This window comes from Propionigenium maris DSM 9537, assembly GCF_027925155.1.
Taxonomy (GTDB): domain Bacteria; phylum Fusobacteriota; class Fusobacteriia; order Fusobacteriales; family Fusobacteriaceae; genus Propionigenium; species Propionigenium maris.
In genome coordinates, this window is sequence record NZ_BSDY01000010.1 from 26,663 (window position 1) to 42,442 (window position 15,780).

Genomic DNA, 15,780 nt, shown 5'->3' on the forward strand with positions numbered 1-15,780 from the left:
AAACCTCCTTTACTTTGAAACAACGGTTAAATTTAGGAGTTCAGGATGAGCTCCTTGAGCTCCTCTAGGGACCTCACCTCATAGGTAGGAGTTATTCCCCTTGTATTTTCCTTGGCATTAGGGTTGTACCAGCAGGTGTCGATTCCGTAGTTGATCCCCCCCTGGATATCCGATACCAGGCTGTCACCGATCATGAGCACCGATGATTTATCTCTGTGGTTTATCCTCTCCATTGTTAGCTGAAAAATTTCCGGGTCCGGCTTAACAATATCAACCTCCTCGGAAACTATGATCTCCTCAAAGTGGTGACTTATAATAGACCCCCTTATCCTCTTATCCTGTACCTTGGAAAGACCGTTGGTGATTATTGCCATCCTCGTACTTCTGCTGAGCTCCTCTACTACCTCCTTGGCGTTGTCTAGAAGAAAGGATCCCTTTCCCAGGGATTCCATGTAGATATTGGCAAAGTCCATGTGGTCAAACTCCACTCCCAGCCTGTCAAAGTATCTTCTGAACCTCTCAGTTTTTAGCTTTTTAAGGGCAATTTTTCCCTCCTCCAGCTCCTTCCAGATCTTACCGTTTATCTCCTTGTAGTGGGAGAGATGGAAATCTCTCTTATAATCTATCCCTATCCTTCTCAGGGCGTCCTCTAGGGCAAACTCCTCTGTCCTCTTAAAGTCAAAGAGTGTGTCATCAGCATCAAATAATAGTACCTTATACTTCATCCTACCTCCATCTATAGGTGGTTTGTGAGCCACCCCTTAAATTCTTCCTTGGGAAGCTTCCCTCTTATCTCATCTATCTTAACTCCATCCCTATAGAGAAAGATGGCGGGAACCCCCATTACCTTGTGCTTCCTTGCAAGGAGTGCACTTTCCCTTGCATCTATCTTTACAAACTTAATCCTTCCCTTGAAGGTTTTAGCCAGCTCTATTAACTCCTCACCGAGGGTTACACAGTGGGGTCAGGTATCTGCAGAGAAGATGACTCCCACAAGACCGGTCTCCTGGAGAACCTCCTTCTCAAAGTGAAGCTCCCCAATATTAAGTGGCGAGTCCAGGATAGTGAGTCTTTCCCTGCAGTGTCCACAGTTCAACTTTGAGTCTATATTCTTAAGGGCAATCCTATTTTTCTTACCGCACCTCCGGCATCTGATTATAGTAGTGTCCATAGTACCTCCTTACTTTAAGAGTAGTGTATACAGTCTCTTCTCCAGGTGAAGGATCTCCTCATCATAGAGGTTTCTCTCCTCCTTGGGAATATGGATGTCAATTGTATCTGCAATCCTCATGGGATCCTTCTCCATAACGTAGATGGTGTCAGCCATAAGGAGAGCCTCCCTGATATCGTGGCTGATAACTACCATGGTTTTTTTATACTCCTTTAGAGCGGTGTTGATCTCCTCTATAATCTTTAGCTTAAGGGAGAGGTCCATAGATCTCAGAGCCTCATCCATAAGAAGGGTGTTGCTTCTGTGAAGAAAAGCCCTGGCTATGGAAAGCCTCTGCTTCTCTCCGCCGCTGAGATCCCTGGCCATGGAATCTCTCCGATGACTCAGGTGAAACTTTTTCAGAATATTCTCCAGGGCATTCCTATCTCTGCTCTCTCTATCCTGGACTAATTCCAGGTTCTCCCTTGCTGTGAGCCACGGGATGAGTCTGTCCTCCTGAAAGATATAACTCACCCTGTTGTCTATGGAGATCTCTCCCCTATAGTCTCTGTCGAGACCTGAGAGAATATTGAAGAGAGTTGTTTTTCCGCACCCGGAGGGTCCTAGGATTACAGAGGTTTTACCTGCTGTAAACTCTATACTGAAGTCTGAGATTATTTTCCTCTCAAAGGATTTAGAGAGGCCTCTTACCTGAATCATAGATACCTCCTAAAGGTTTTTGACATAGCTGTGGAGATACTATCCTCCACTATATTTGTAAGGAGGACCAGATAGATGGTCCATGCCAGAAGGGAAGCTGTATCTATATTCAGCCATGCATTGTTCATGCTGCTTCCCATTCCCTCTGGCAGCCTTCCCACAATCTCAGCGGTTACCAGCACCTTAAGGGCTGAGTTGGCTGAGATCTTCATACCTGCTCTCAGGTAGGGAAGGGCAGAGGGAAAGTATATCTTGGAAAAGGTATCCCTTCTGCTGAATTTATACACTCTGGCCATCTCAATTAACTTTTCATCGGTGGCTGTGAGTCCCTCATACATATTTATAGTGATGATGGGAAAGATAAAAACCCACAGTACAAAGAAGGGAATAAACCCCGAGGAGAACCAGAGAAGGGCCAGGAGGATCCAGGATATTACAGGAGTGGCCTGAAGAGAGGTGATAACAGGCCATATTCCATTCCTTATCCCTCTATACCTAAAGGCTACGACTCCCATAAGAACTCCAGAGGTCACAGAAATAGTGTAGGAGGATATAAATCTTCCCAGGGTCTCCCAAGTTTCCATAAGCCCTCCCAGGGTGAGGATCTCATTCTTAAACACACCAGCTACCTCCACCGGTGATGGAAGGATGAGGCTGCCCACTCTGGCTGAGAGGAGGGCCCATACTCCCAGAAGAATGACATATGAGATCCTACCAGGCATAGAAGTCATCCCCTACCTCTATATTCAGCTTCTTCAGGTAGTTGTCCATACTCTTCCTGTCCCTTTCAAAGGTTAGGTTCATATACTCCAGAGAACTTTTGAACTCCTCTACACTCATCTTAAGGTTGAATTCATCGATGGCTCTCTCTATATCCTCTGTGGAGATGGATTCTAGAGCTTCTTTATATCCCTCTATGAATTCTATTACCTCCTTCTCCTTGGTCTCCAGGGAGCTTCCCAGGACAAATATTCCCACCTGGGGGATGGCCTCTCCCGGCCACAGATCCTTTAGTTCCTCTACCCTCTGAATATTTGGATTCTTGGCAAGAACCATAGTTGCCAGGGGTTCAGGAAGGATAGCGTTCTGAATTCTTCCTGTGATAAGAAGCTTGGCTATCTCTGGGGAGGATCTGTAGAGGATATCCGCCTCTATACCCCTCTCCTCCATGATGGTTCTTGTGATTACATCGGGAGATGACCCCTGTCCCCCTATATAGAGCTTTTTACTTTCCAGCTCTCCAAGATCCTCTGCCTCAGAGGAGAGGAGAGAGAGAAGCCCCTCACTGGTAGCCCCAAGAAATTTTATGTCAGCTCCCTTGTTGTAGAGCTTGGCTCCTACATTAACTGGGAGGATGTAGATATCACCCCTTCCCCTTACTATGGCAGGGATTCCCTCTGTGGAAACATCCTGATAGAGGGTGAGGTCGATATCCATTCCCAGCAGTGGTATGCTGGGAGGGGCTTTTGGGGCAGCCACCTGAATAGCCCAGATGTTAAGCTGCAGAAAGGTAAAGGTTAGAAGTATTATCTTTTTCATAGTATGCCCCCTCTTAGGGACAGGTATTCTGTCCCGGTTCTATTTTTTAAGGGTAAAGTAGAACTCTACACCCTCGTCTAAGTTTTTTACACCATAATCTGAATCGTGCTTCTCCAGTATCTTGGCGACTATGGAGAGACCAAGGCCGGTGCCTCCATACTTTCTGTTACGTGATTCCTCTATCTTAAAGAAGGGCTTCCAGATGGCTTCCAGCTTCTCTTGGGGAATCCTTTCACCGTTGTTTCTTACTACTACCCTTACTCTGTCTCCCTCCTGTATTCCCTCGAGATCGATCCTTCCCTCTACAGGGACAAAGTTCACTGCGTTACTGATAAAGTTTTCCAGCACCCTCTCTATGAGTTTTATATCTCCTAGAACTGTGAGGTTATCTATCCGGAAGTTAACATTAACCTTCTTTTCTACAAAGTCCATTCTGAACTTGGAGAGAACCTTCTTTCCCAGCTCGGTGAGGTCAAAGGCTTCTATCTGGGGCTTCTTATACCCTGCATCTATCTCTGAGAAGTAGAGAAGCTCCTTGATTATCCTCTCCATGTTCTCCACTTCCTCCACTATAGTGGCACAGTAATCCCCTATCTCCTCTGGCTCAGCTACCCCCTCTGTTATCCCTTCAGCATATACCTTCATAATAGTCAGGGGAGTCTTCAGCTCGTGGTTAACACTGGAGATGAAGCTCTTTCTCATCTCCTCCAGCTTCTTCTCCTCTATGAGGTCTGCATGGAGTTCCCTGTTGGATGCCTTGAGGTTTTCAATGGCCTCCTCCAGCTTCCTGGACATGAGGTTGATGCTCTCTCCCAGACTCTCGATTTCATTTCCCGTATGGAGTTCGATCTTCTCGCTGAAGTCCAGCTCGGAGAGGCTCTTGGCCTTTTTATCCAGTTCGATTATAGGTATACTTACCCTTCTGGAGAAGATATAGGATATAACCAGTGAGAGAAGGGCCATGATTATAAAGCTGTAGAGGTAGAAGCTCATACTTACCTTTACCGCGTCCTCTACCGAGGATACAGGGGTGGTGATAATGAGGTAAAGGTTTCCTGTGATCCTGGTTATATTCATAAGAAGGCTTATCCCCTGTCCCTTCTGATAGGTGATCTGTCGGCTCTCTCCCAGCTTTATACCGTCCCAGTAGGTGTTGTCCAGGGCTCCTCTGATGTCCTCGTCCAGCTTGTAGCTGTATTTGTTGTCCTTATCAAAGAAGTAGATCTCCACGTTCTTTTCCCTCTTTATTCTGGGGATATCCCCCTGTCCCGATCCTTGGGTAAGGGAGTAGGAGATCCTGTCAAGCTCCTTCCACTTCATCTTGATGGAGTAGCTGTCAAGAAGGGTCACGTTTAGGAGGTATATAATGATAATGGGAGCCAGAGCTACCACAATCATATACTTAAATATATCTGTACTCAGCTTTGTCTTCATCTACTCACCCTCAAATCTATACCCGATACCCCTAACAGTCTTTATATACCTGTTATCCAACTTCTTTCTCAGCTGCTTCACATGGGTGTCCACAGTTCTCAGGTCCCCGTAGTAGTCGTAACCCCATATTTGGTTGAGGAACCTCTCCCTTGTAATGGCAGTGTCCTTGTTCTTAACCATAAAGAGGAGCATCTCATACTCCTTTGGAGTGAGGTCCAGTATCTCCCCCTTGTAGGTTATCCTGTGACTCTTCTCATCGATGTGGATATCCCCTATGATGAGGCCACCTCCGTCTCCCCCGGATTTCCTCTTTAGGAGGGATTTGATCCTTGCCAGAAGGATCTTCAGACTAAAGGGCTTTGTGACATACTCGTCGGCTCCCAGATCGAAACCAAAGAGCTCATCGTCCTCTGTACTCCTTGCAGTAAGCATGATGATGGGCAGATCCGATTCCTTCCTTATCATCCTGCACAGGGTCCAGCCGTCGATTTTTGGCATCATTACGTCTAAAACTGCCAGGTCAAAGTTCCCGGTTTCAAAGGCTGTAAGCCCCTCTTCACCGTCGGCAGCTTCAGTGACCTTGTACCCCTCCTTTACAAGATAGTTTTTTATTATTTTTCTCATTTTATCTTCATCTTCAACTAATAATATTTCTTTCATATGGCCTCCTATTTTCCTAATAATTATATAATAGAATGAAACCTCTTGCAAAACTTCTTTACAGAATATGTAAATAATTTTAAAACTTTATTTTTGTTTACTTTTAAATCCTTGTGAAATTAGAGTAAAAACTATAAAAAATTACAATAGATAGAAAATCCCAGATCTTTCAAGTATAATAGAAAAAAATCCAGGAGGTATTTAATAGATGAAATTTTCAAAAAAGGAACTTTTATATATGAACATCTCCTTTTTTATATTTTCACTCATCCTTATGGGAGCCCTTCTTACCCTTGAGAAAAGCTACCTCGATGAAACTCTTGAAAGGTCCAACCTTCAGATGGAGAGCATCCTTCCCAAGGACTATCACTACAGATTCCACCTGCCCGCAGGGATCTCCAAGGTGGAGTACAGAAGTCTGTTGGCAGAGGTAAGAAAGTACTGCACCATAAAGAAGGTCGATCTCTTCTGGATTCTGGAGGTAAGGGATAAAAAGCTTGTAAAATCCATGTGGCTTCCAAAATCAGACTTTGAAAAGCTCAATCCCTATACCAGTCTCTACTCCAGGGAGGTGGAGAATGAGAGACTTCTGAATATGAGTATGGACCTTGTAGCCTCAAGGAAGATAGGTTCACGGAATGAGGGCTATATCCTTGTGGAGGGGGAAAAATATATTGTGAACCTGACCTACAACAGGGATTACTTTGGCAATGAGTATATCCTGGGAGTAGGGCGATCCTTCAAGAGATTTCTTTTAAAGGGTATTCGAAGAACTCTCCGTACCTTTGCAGTGGTCCTTGCTGTTGTTGCACTGAGCGGAGCAGGAACTGTTCTTCTTATGAAGAGGGTAAAGGAGAAGGAGATCCTCTCTGCAAGGGACGAGCTTACAGGTTTCTATACCAGAAGGTACCTCAAGGTAATCGAGGAAAGGATCAGAAGATCGGGGAGAAGCTGCTGGGGATTTATATATACCGATCTGGATAACCTGAAGGTTGTAAATGATCGTCTGGGTCATGAAGCAGGAGACAGGTACATACTCTCCTTTACCCGTCTCTTGAGTACCTCCTTCAGAAGGGATGAGGACTACCTGGTCAGGATGGGAGGAGATGAGTTCCTTGTGGTAACCCTCCTGAAGAACAGGGAGGAGCTCTCCCTTCTCACCAAAAGACTCAAGGGTAGAAAGTCCAGGGAGCTCATGTTCTCCCTGGGAGCAGCATATATTAAGCCAGAGGAGGCCTCTACCTTTACCTTTGACCATCTTCTAACTGTGGCAGATAAAAAGATGTATGAGGATAAGAAAGGAAACAGGAATAAGGCCTTTAGGCTCTGTCCTGCAACTCTTAAAAACACTTAAAGGGAGCTCTAATAAAGGCTCCCTTTTTGTTAGTTTAAAGCTGAGTGGATCCTTAAACTACGATATGCAATTCTTCCCTTTAACCTTCCGATCTCGTTTGTTATCTCCTCCAGCTCATCCAAGCTTCTTGGTAGTTTTGCCCACTCATCTGCCCTTTCCTGAAGAAGAGCCAGATCCCCATAGAGCTGTTCCAACTCAGGGTCTCCCAGTTCCCTTACCTCATCTATGACACAGATACCCTCTATATTCTTCTCATAGGCAGACTGAAGGTCATCCATCTCCTCTCCCGACTGAATAATCTCTGCAGCGGAATTATTTTCAGTTACTTCTGCAACCTCTACCATGGTTCCCTCCTGGGAAGGAGTCTTTCTAACCTCCTCCTTCTTCCCACCACATGCAGTTAGCGAAGCTATTGCCAGTAGTATAAATAATGCTTTCTTCATCGTAAACCTCCCTAATTAATTTCTAGATAATATAATGTACTCCAGCTCACCCTTAAGCTCTCCGCCTTCCAAAGTTAGTCTCTGTATCTCATCCCAGTTCTTGTCTTCCCTGTTGTACTCCTCTTGGAGCAGGTTTTCATTTTCACTTATCCTCTGGATGATATCCTTTACCTCATTTTGAGGATCGGAGTCATATCTTTCAACAATCTTTGGGGTACATACAGGGATATCGCTGCTAAGGTTGAGATCTCCCCCTGCAAAGGCTACGCTACCCAACATTAAAGCTCCGATAAATAGTATTCTCTTTTTACTCATAACTTTGCCTCCTTCACTTGTATATGGGGATAGAATACTCCTCCAGTGTGATGGAAGTTTGATGTTTTTTTAAGGTTTTAGCTTTTTATTTGTAAAATCTCTCTTTTTCTTATAGAATATAGGCAAGAGAACTAGGAGGATAGATTATGAGATGGATAGTTAGCGTATTTTTGCTGGTAATGACTGGATGCATGAGCCTTACCCCAGAAAGAGGGGAGAAGGATGAGACGAAGAAGAGGATAGAAACCCAACAAGTAGAGATGGATAAAAAATTAAAGCTGGATAACAGCTACAAGATAGATGGAAGATATATTTATTTTTACTCGCCCCAAAAGAAGCTGGTAAAAAATATAGATGTTCTTACAAGAAATGAGTTTTACTTTGATGAGGATGAAAGGCTTATAGAGAAGAGGTACCACCCAAAGAGGGAGGTTAAGAGTCTGGGAAGGGGAATGGCCTTCCAGGAGAATGAGAACTACTACAACACCCTGGCTCTTCTTACAAGGAGTGAGGTATGGATGTACGGTATATACAACAACTCGGTAACCTATACCTACGATAAACTTCTGAGGCTCACTGAAGAGGTGTATAGAGATGCCAAGGACAAAGTATACACTATTAAGAAGTACTCCTATAAGGACAGCTTCTATATAGATAAGGTCTCTACCTACGATGGAAACAATAAGCTTGTAGAGGTAGAGGAGTACAGCTACAACAGGGGAAGGATAACTAAGGTAGTCTATAGAGATGGCAATGGAAAGGTGAAGAGACAGGAAAAGTATACCTACCAGGGAGACAGGGTGGCAGAGAAGTCCTATGGAACCACTGTGGAGAAGTATATCTACGAGGGAGATCTCCTTGTGAAGATGGAGGAGTATGAAAATCAGGTTTTAAAGGCATATGATGAGCTAACCTATGATAAGAGCGGAAGAGTTGTGAAGAGGGATACCTTTACCAGTGAGGGTGTTCTTACCATGAGAAATGAATACAGATATTAAATAAAATAGGTGTGCCTTTAAGCACACCTATTTATATTTTTTGATTTAGGAAAGTGGAGAAAAGCTTTTAGTTTAGAAATTGGAAAGAATGGTTTTAAAAGCTCAGATTACTTCTAACTTTTTTTAGACCCCTGTTTATTGTGTTCATTTCTTTTGTCACCCAAAAGAAACGAACCAAAGAAAATGTGCCCCTCTTTATAAATTCTCACGAGAAGAACTGTTAATCTACGGCCTTTGTAAGCTACAGTCCTCCCTCCTGATGTAGTGTTTATAGTTTATCGGTGTGGAACTTATTCTGTTGTACGGCCTAGTTAATATGTGGGTTTAAAGTTGAATCGACATAAAGAGGGGAGGCTTGTTCTTACTTTATATGAATTAGTGTAGTACTGTAAATGAAGTAAAGAAGTTCCTTCGGGGAAGTCGCCACTTTTATTAAGGATAAATTTTAAATAAGTATATATCTTCTCTTAGAGTTGTCTGATGACATCCTCTAGGGGCTTACGGGGCCTGGCATCAGGAGCTTCGTCGGGGTATCCCAGGGATACAGCAGCGACCATTTCTCCCTCCTCACCCAGCCAGGTGCATAGCTCCTCATAGGCATAGAAGATATTGCAGATCCAGAGGGAGCCAACTCCCAGTTCCTGGGCAGCTAAAAGCATATTCTGTATAGCTGCTCCTGCAGACTGTATATCCACAAGGTTTTCAAAGCTCTCCCTTACAGAGTGTGGCAGCCATGGGGCCTTGCCATAGGGGTTGAAGATAAATATAGTAACAGGAGCCTCCTCCATTATATCTGCAGACCTCTCGCTGCTCCCTACATCCATCCCAGATTCCTTCATCTTGGATATTCCCCGACGCATGGTATCCACCATTTCCCTCCGCTTATCCTCCCTTACAAGAATGAACTTCCAGGGCTGGCGATTCTTACCAGAGGGAGCCTGGGTTGCTGCTTTCAGTATTATATTTAGCGTCTCCTCTGGCAGGGGAAGATCCTTAAACTTACGAATGCTTCTTCTTTTTGAAATTACTTCCAGTGTATTCATCTTACCTCCTAATCTAAAGTTGTTAAAGGTTACTATCTAAGACTTCACTATAAACTCTTCCTTGTCAAGAGGGAGTGCTTTTCATCGTGAGTTTAAGGAGTAGAGAAGTAGCAAAAATTCATGGGATAACTAAAAAAAGCACTGTGGAGTGCTTTTTTAGAGGGGTTTTACTCTGAAGATGATAATCTCATTTTCCTCGGGAGTGGTGCTTATAAAGTCCAGGGTATTGCTGTCCTCATACTTTACTCTGGTGACTCGACCTATAAACTTACTCTGATTATCCAGGGTGATGACAAGAAGGTCATCTATCTCCTCTACCCCATTGACAATCCCCACAGAATCAAACTCCAAGAGCTCCCACTTTCCCTCGATAAGAACTCTTCTTCCCTTTAAAAGTTCTCTCAGCTCATTTAGATTCATACTCCACCTCCTTGTATAAACTTACTATCCAAAGGGTTTAAATCCTTTTTAGTTACTTAGTGAAGAAGATTCTTTAGGTATTTCATGCAAAAACTAAACAGAGTTAGAGAACCTAAAATGGTCGACTGCAGATGGTCGTCCCACGTCACTTATTATCTCTGCTTCGTTTCGTCATACAGAATAGGTTCTATCCAGAGCCCACAGAAGAAACGGAAAATAAGTTGTACTCTCTAAGACTATTATCGGAAGTCTTGATCTTTTAGGTACCTTTTGTATCAAGATAAAAGGTACAAGGAGTAATTTGTAATTAGAGTTAAGGTTTGAGGTTAACTTTGAGATCTCTCTAATAACTTGAAGCAAATAAAAAAGCACCCATTTGGGTGCTTTAACTTTATTTTATTATGCAGATACTGCCTGAGGAGCCTTCTTATAGAATACAAGTCCTCCAAGAGTTGCTGCTATAGAGATCAGCATGTAGCTTGGGTTTGAGATAGTAGCATAGATTCCTATGGAAAGTCCTCCGATAATTGCCAGGATAGGAATTACTGGGTATAGAGGAACCTTGTATGGTCTCTCTAGGTTTGGCTCCTTCTTTCTCAGGATAATTACACCCATAAATACAAGGGAGTAGAAGACCCAGAAAAGCGCCACTGGAACATCTCCAAATACATCTGCATTACCTGTAACAAACATAGCTGCCAGGTAACCCATTACCAGTATAAACATAAGTCCGCAAGATCTCATAGGCTGCTCTGTAGCCTCATCTATCTTTGAGATATACTCGCTTGCAGGGAAGTGTCCCTCACTTGCAAGGATATATGGTACTCTTGTAGATACAAGGGTAAATCCATTAAGTCCTCCAAAGGCTGATACCATGATTCCCAGGAATACAAACTTTGCACCAATAGGACCAAGAAGCTGATTAGCTACTCCGAACATTCCCTGTTCCACAAGCTGCTCAGCTGGGAATACCTTTAAGAGAGCTATATTAAGTAGTGTATAGATTAAAGTGATGGATCCAAGTCCAAGGATGATGGCCTTAGGGAGATCCTTCTTTACATTTTTAAGTTCTCCAGAGATGGTACCTACATAGATCCAACCGTCGAAAGCAAACATTACAGGTACAAGAGCCATACCAAATAGTAAAAGCGGAGACTCTGTAGAAGTTTTTGCTGCTTCAGACATTGCAAATACACCCTCTGGGTTGTTGTTTGACATAAATCCAAATATAGTTATAACTGCAAGGGGAACAATCTTAGCTGCAGTAGCTATAGTCTGCACAATTCCACCAGCTTTTTTTGTAAATGTGTTTGTGGCAAATACAACAAGTATCGCCGCCACAGAGATTCCCATATGAAGGGTAGTAGTTGCTTCTACTCCCATGAACTCCATGGTAAATACTGCAAAGTAGTATGCCAGGATAGCTACAATTGCAGGACAGTAGATAACAGCCTGAGCCCAACCTACCATATATGCTACCTTATCACCATAAACTCTTCTTATCCATGCAATGATTCCGCCCTTTTCAGGAACTGCTGCACCAATCTCAGCTGCTGTAAGTCCTGAAAGGATTGAGATAACCCCTGCTGCAACCCAAGCGGCTACTGTAATCTTAGGATTCATACCTGAAGCCACGATTACCGGTGCTGCCTTAAAGAAGATTCCGATACCAATTACAATTCCTACTACCATTGAAAAAGCTACAGAAAATCCGTACTTTCCCTTTAACTTTTCTGCCATACTTCCATCCTCCCATATTCTCTTTTAAGTAACTACCTACCCTGGTTCAACATCTGACTTCTTCTCTACTTGTCACCTCTGTGACGCTACACTATCATTATAGATGTTGACCTGCAAAATAAGTATTGTAAATTATTTCTACAATATTATCATAAAAGCTGGAAAAAATCAAGAAATAGCATTTAAATTATTCATAGTTTCCAAGTACAACCATTTAAAAAATTAATAACATGTTTATATTACAGACAGTTAAATAGAAACGCTTGTTCGGAAGCTGGAGATAAAAATATTTGTTGTTGTAATATCAGAGGGGAGTGCTATAATCATAGCCAAGGTTAGAAAGTTATTTTTAAGGAGGAAGGATGAAAAGAGTTATTTTGATGTTGGCGATGGTTGTATTGGGAGGGTGTATGAGTAGAAATGCCGTAGACACCAAGGAGGCCGATATAGTCATTAAGAATGGAACGGTGCTTACTATGAACGGAGAGAGAGAGGTAATATCAGAGGGAGTAGTTGTAGTTAAGGGGAACAGAATAGTTGAGGTAGGGGGAGCGGACCTTGCCAAGGAGTACTCGACTAAGGAGGTAGTAGATGCAGATGGGGGAATAATAATGCCTGGAATGATAAATACCCATACCCATGTATCTATGACGGTATTTAGAAGTCTGGCTGACGATGTCCCTGACAGACTAACCAGATATATCTTCCCACTGGAAAATATGATGGTATCAAAGGAGATGTCATACCTGGGAGCCCTTCACGGAAGTATAGAGATGGCCAAGGGGGGAGTAACTACCATGGTAGATATGTACCTCTATGAGGAGAGTGCTGCAGAAGCTGTAAAGGAGATCGGCCTTAGGGGAATAATGACACAGAATATAATAAAGTATCCTACAGCTGACGGTAAGGATGGTGCTGCTAAGATAGAGCTGGCTAAGGAGTTTATAGAAAAGTATAGAAATGATGAGCTTATTACTCCGGGATTCGGTCCCCATGCACCACACACTGTAACCAAGGAGGATCTGGAGATCATAAGGGATCTTTCCAAGGAGTACAACCTTCCAGTTTCCATGCACGTAGCTGAAACACAGAAGGAGTTTGATAAGTTTAAGGCGGAATACGGTATGACACCGGTAGAGTACCTGGATTCCATAGGTCTATTAAATGAAAGGTTTATAGCAGCTCACTCGATCTTTGTGACGGACTCGGATATAGAGCTTATGAAGAAGAGGGATGTGGGGGTAGCTCACAACATGGTTGCCAATATAAAATCAGCTAAGGGAGTATCTCCGGCACTTAAGATGCACGATGAGGGTCTAAGGGTTGGTCTGGGAACAGACGGTCCTATGAGCGGAAATACACTGGACATAATAGGGCAGATGGGATATGTGGCTAAGGTGCATAAGCTTGCAAACAAGGACAGATCTGTAATGCCTCCTTTAAAGGTAGTGGAGATGGCCACAATCGGAGGAGCCAGAGCAATCCACAGAGAGGATGAACTGGGGTCTCTGGAGAAGGGGAAGCTAGCAGATGTAGTTATAGTAGAGACAAAGTCGGCTAATATGGTCCCTATCTACAACCCATACTCAGCACTAGTTTACTCAGCTAATGCCTCCAATGTAGATACAGTTATTGTAAATGGTAGGGTTGTAGTGAGAGGGAAGGAACTTATTACATATGATGAGAGAAAGTCCAGAGAGATGATGAAGGAGTTTAGTGAGAGGGTAGAGAAGATAGCTGAAACTCTTTAGTTAACTTCTTCTTATCCTTAATAGAGGATAGAAAGATTGGAAATAAAAAGGTCCGGAGATTATTCTCCGGACCTTTTTGGTTGAGTGTTTATTTTTACATATTTTGAATAAATTCTACTTATCGGTTTTTATGGCAATTCTCAGGCAGAAGGCAAAACCACCCCAAAGAATAGACATACTTATAAGAGCTGTTATAACTGCATCGGTACTCATAGACTTCCTCCTCTATATAAAGAATTAATTTTAGTAGTGATTTAAATCTCCCTTCCCAAAGGGTCGGTAGCAATACTCTCCTCAAACTTCTGGGAACCCTTTTTGGCTGTAAGGACAAAGGCTCCTATAATCATAGCTGCCATTACACCCACGCCGTAGATTCCGAGAACCGTCCATGAATATCCTCCATAGGGACTCTTCACCTCGTTGACTATCTTAAGAATTAACATAACACTCAGGATAATCGAAGCAATTCTTATACAGATAGTCCACCACTTACCCACACCAAAATCCGAAAGGTTGTTGGCATATTCTCTGATGCTCTCTGTGTTAAAGAACCACCCCAGAATAACAAGCTCTATGATTCCCGCAATGATGATCCCATATTGGTTTGTGGAGTAATCCACTACATCCAGAACGTAGAGACCTCCCTTTGTGGCAACTATAAGGGAAAGAGGAGCAGCCAGGGCGATAAATCTCACAAGGGCCTGCTTCCTTGTAACGTTAAACTTATCTGAGATAGCTGCAGTTATTGGTTCCATTATAGAGATGGTGGAGGACAGACCTGCAAATATCAGAGACATAAAGAAGGTAACCCCTACAATGGTACTACTGATGCCAGGAAGAGCATTGATAGCCTTAGGGAAAACCACAAAGGCAAGACCTACCCCTGCAGAGGAAACTTCTGCCACACCCACACCCTGGGAGTAAGCCATATAACCAAGGATACTGAATACTCCTATACCTGAGATGAGGCTGAAACTACAGTTTCCTAAGGCTGTAATAAAGGCATTGTTAACAATATCCGAGTCCTCTGGAAGGTAGCTTGAGTATGCAAGCATAATTGAGAAGCAGATACTGAGGGAGTAGAAGATCTGCCCATAAGCTGCCAGCCATACCTTGGGATCGGATAGCTTTGAGAAATCAGGCTGAAAGAAATACTGAAGACCATCTACAGCTCCCGGCAGTGTAACTCCTCTCACTACAATGATCAGCAGGGAGATAACAAGGAGGGGCATAAATATCTTATTGGCCTTTTCCAGTCCGTCCTTAATTCCAAGTTTTAAAACAATATAGTTGATACCCCAGACAATTAAAAGGGGTATAAGGATCTTAGTGTTGATCCCTCCCAGGTGGAGGGGTGAATCTGTCAGCTGAAGATAGTTATTAAATAAAAAACCTTCTGGGTCCTGACCCCATGCTTTTTTTAGGGCGAATGCTGCATAACTCATTGCCCAGGCTGCAATTACCACATAGTATGTGGAGATGAAAAAAGTAATAAGGGTCTGAAACCAACCTAAAACTTCATACTTCTTGTTTAGCTTTTTAAATGCCCCTGGTGCACTGAGCTTAACCCTGTGTCCCATGGCAAATTCAAGGATAAGGATGGGAATACCTGCTGTTAAAAGGGCTACAAGGTAGGGAATGAGGAAGGCTCCTCCTCCATTGCTTGCGGCGGTATAGGGAAACCTCCAGATGTTACCAAGACCAACTGCTGACCCGATGGCTGCAAGTACAAAACCAGTACGGGAACTCCATTCACTTCTGTTTTTACTCATGACAAATCACCTCTTCTGTTCTTCTATTGGTTGTATTAACTATGGGTAGTGAAAATAGTTAATATTTTTTATAATTTTATAAACGTTAAATACGTTTAGTTTACAAAATCTATAATCAAATAATTTATTAAAAATAAAATTCAATTAGTAATTATTGTTAACTTTAATTAAACTTTAGAAGAGGATACTACAAATTTGATATAAATGTAACCATAAAAAAGTATTGAGTTTTTTTTAGTTCGGTTATATCGAACAAATTAATGTTGATATTATTTAATTAAATCCTTTAAAATATAGTATTTATATAATAAAAAACCGAACATATTTTTTAAAATATTGGAGGGTAATAACTTCTTGAGTTTCCTGAAAAATTGTTATAAAAGTCCAGCATAGGATGACAGAAAATAAAAAAAAGACCCCCACCCTAGGTGAAAAGGTCTC

General features: G+C 42.7%; 17 protein-coding genes and 1 pseudogene. 3 read left to right on the forward strand and 15 right to left on the reverse strand.

Going from position 1 to position 15,780, the window contains the following annotated elements; translation table 11 throughout:
- Positions 1 to 32 precede the first annotated feature (32 nt).
- The 8 genes and pseudogenes from QMG11_RS11390 to QMG11_RS11425 all read right to left on the reverse strand — a co-directional run bounded on the left by QMG11_RS11390 (position 33) and on the right by QMG11_RS11425 (position 5,503).
- Entirely contained in the window at positions 33 to 725 is a 693-nt protein-coding gene (locus QMG11_RS11390) for a YjjG family noncanonical pyrimidine nucleotidase (RefSeq protein ID WP_281836093.1), read from the reverse strand.
- Positions 726 to 736: 11 nt separating this feature from the next.
- Positions 737 to 949, reverse strand: a pseudogene (locus QMG11_RS11395) (thioredoxin family protein); the annotation flags it as partial.
- A 15-nt stretch (positions 950 to 964) separates the two neighbouring features.
- Positions 965 to 1,171 carry a hypothetical protein gene (locus QMG11_RS11400; RefSeq protein ID WP_281836095.1) on the reverse strand — a complete coding sequence of 69 codons (207 nt, stop codon included), beginning with the start codon at positions 1,169 to 1,171 and terminating at the stop codon, positions 965 to 967.
- A 9-nt stretch (positions 1,172 to 1,180) separates the two neighbouring features.
- Positions 1,181 to 1,870, reverse strand: coding sequence for an ABC transporter ATP-binding protein (locus QMG11_RS11405; protein ID WP_281836097.1), 690 nt, complete (start codon positions 1,868 to 1,870; stop codon positions 1,181 to 1,183).
- The gene (locus QMG11_RS11410; RefSeq protein WP_281836098.1) at positions 1,867 to 2,592 is read right to left on the reverse strand and encodes an ABC transporter permease; all 726 of its coding nucleotides are present in this window, start codon (positions 2,590 to 2,592) and stop codon (positions 1,867 to 1,869) included. The genes QMG11_RS11405 and QMG11_RS11410 overlap by 4 nt, the downstream gene beginning before the upstream one ends.
- Positions 2,582 to 3,409: an ABC transporter substrate-binding protein gene (locus QMG11_RS11415; protein WP_281836099.1), complete on the reverse strand. Its 828-nt coding sequence runs from the start codon at positions 3,407 to 3,409 to the stop codon at positions 2,582 to 2,584. Before QMG11_RS11415 ends, QMG11_RS11410 begins: the two co-directional genes overlap by 11 nt.
- A 39-nt stretch (positions 3,410 to 3,448) precedes the next feature.
- Positions 3,449 to 4,843: a sensor histidine kinase gene (locus QMG11_RS11420; protein WP_281836100.1), complete on the reverse strand. Its 1,395-nt coding sequence runs from the start codon at positions 4,841 to 4,843 to the stop codon at positions 3,449 to 3,451.
- Positions 4,844 to 5,503, reverse strand: coding sequence for a response regulator transcription factor (locus QMG11_RS11425; RefSeq protein ID WP_281836104.1), 660 nt, complete (start codon positions 5,501 to 5,503; stop codon positions 4,844 to 4,846). It abuts the gene before it with no gap.
- A gap of 208 nt (positions 5,504 to 5,711) precedes the next feature.
- Here QMG11_RS11425 and QMG11_RS11430 point away from each other — a divergent pair, with 208 nt between their 5' ends.
- The gene (locus tag QMG11_RS11430; RefSeq protein WP_281836105.1) at positions 5,712 to 6,857 is read left to right on the forward strand and encodes a GGDEF domain-containing protein; all 1,146 of its coding nucleotides are present in this window, start codon (positions 5,712 to 5,714) and stop codon (positions 6,855 to 6,857) included.
- Between the two features lie 29 nt (positions 6,858 to 6,886).
- On the opposite strand, the gene QMG11_RS11435 is transcribed toward QMG11_RS11430, so the two are convergent.
- Together QMG11_RS11435 and QMG11_RS11440 are read right to left on the reverse strand one after the other, a co-directional pair.
- Entirely contained in the window at positions 6,887 to 7,300 is a 414-nt protein-coding gene (locus tag QMG11_RS11435; protein ID WP_281836106.1) for a hypothetical protein, read from the reverse strand.
- Positions 7,301 to 7,315: 15 nt separating this feature from the next.
- On the reverse strand, positions 7,316 to 7,615 hold the full coding sequence (locus QMG11_RS11440; RefSeq protein WP_281836107.1) for a hypothetical protein: 300 nt from the start codon (positions 7,613 to 7,615) through the stop codon (positions 7,316 to 7,318).
- A gap of 146 nt (positions 7,616 to 7,761) precedes the next feature.
- Between QMG11_RS11440 and QMG11_RS11445 the strand changes: the two genes are divergently transcribed.
- Positions 7,762 to 8,613, forward strand: coding sequence for a hypothetical protein (locus QMG11_RS11445; RefSeq protein ID WP_281836108.1), 852 nt, complete (start codon positions 7,762 to 7,764; stop codon positions 8,611 to 8,613).
- Between the two features lie 467 nt (positions 8,614 to 9,080).
- Here QMG11_RS11445 and QMG11_RS11450 read toward each other — a convergent pair whose 3' ends face one another.
- From QMG11_RS11450 to QMG11_RS11460, 3 genes are all read right to left on the reverse strand, one after another.
- On the reverse strand, positions 9,081 to 9,656 hold the full coding sequence (locus tag QMG11_RS11450) for a nitroreductase family protein (protein ID WP_281836109.1): 576 nt from the start codon (positions 9,654 to 9,656) through the stop codon (positions 9,081 to 9,083).
- Between the two features lie 156 nt (positions 9,657 to 9,812).
- Complete coding sequence (locus tag QMG11_RS11455; RefSeq protein ID WP_281836111.1) at positions 9,813 to 10,076, reverse strand: hypothetical protein; 264 nt, start codon at positions 10,074 to 10,076, stop codon at positions 9,813 to 9,815.
- 399 nt (positions 10,077 to 10,475) lie between these two features.
- Positions 10,476 to 11,816, reverse strand: a complete 1,341-nt coding sequence (locus QMG11_RS11460; RefSeq protein ID WP_281836113.1) for an APC family permease — start codon at positions 11,814 to 11,816, stop codon at positions 10,476 to 10,478.
- A 362-nt stretch (positions 11,817 to 12,178) separates the two neighbouring features.
- On the opposite strand from QMG11_RS11460, the gene QMG11_RS11465 reads away from it, so the two are divergent.
- Positions 12,179 to 13,567, forward strand: a complete 1,389-nt coding sequence (locus QMG11_RS11465; protein WP_281836115.1) for an amidohydrolase — start codon at positions 12,179 to 12,181, stop codon at positions 13,565 to 13,567.
- A 114-nt stretch (positions 13,568 to 13,681) separates the two neighbouring features.
- On the opposite strand, the gene QMG11_RS11470 is transcribed toward QMG11_RS11465, so the two are convergent.
- Together QMG11_RS11470 and QMG11_RS11475 are read right to left on the reverse strand one after the other, a co-directional pair.
- Positions 13,682 to 13,780, reverse strand: a complete 99-nt coding sequence (locus QMG11_RS11470; RefSeq protein ID WP_281836116.1) for a MetS family NSS transporter small subunit — start codon at positions 13,778 to 13,780, stop codon at positions 13,682 to 13,684.
- A gap of 41 nt (positions 13,781 to 13,821) precedes the next feature.
- Positions 13,822 to 15,339 (reverse strand): sodium-dependent transporter, encoded by a 1,518-nt coding sequence (locus QMG11_RS11475; RefSeq protein WP_281836118.1) that lies wholly within the window; start codon positions 15,337 to 15,339, stop codon positions 13,822 to 13,824.
- Positions 15,340 to 15,780 lie beyond the last annotated feature (441 nt).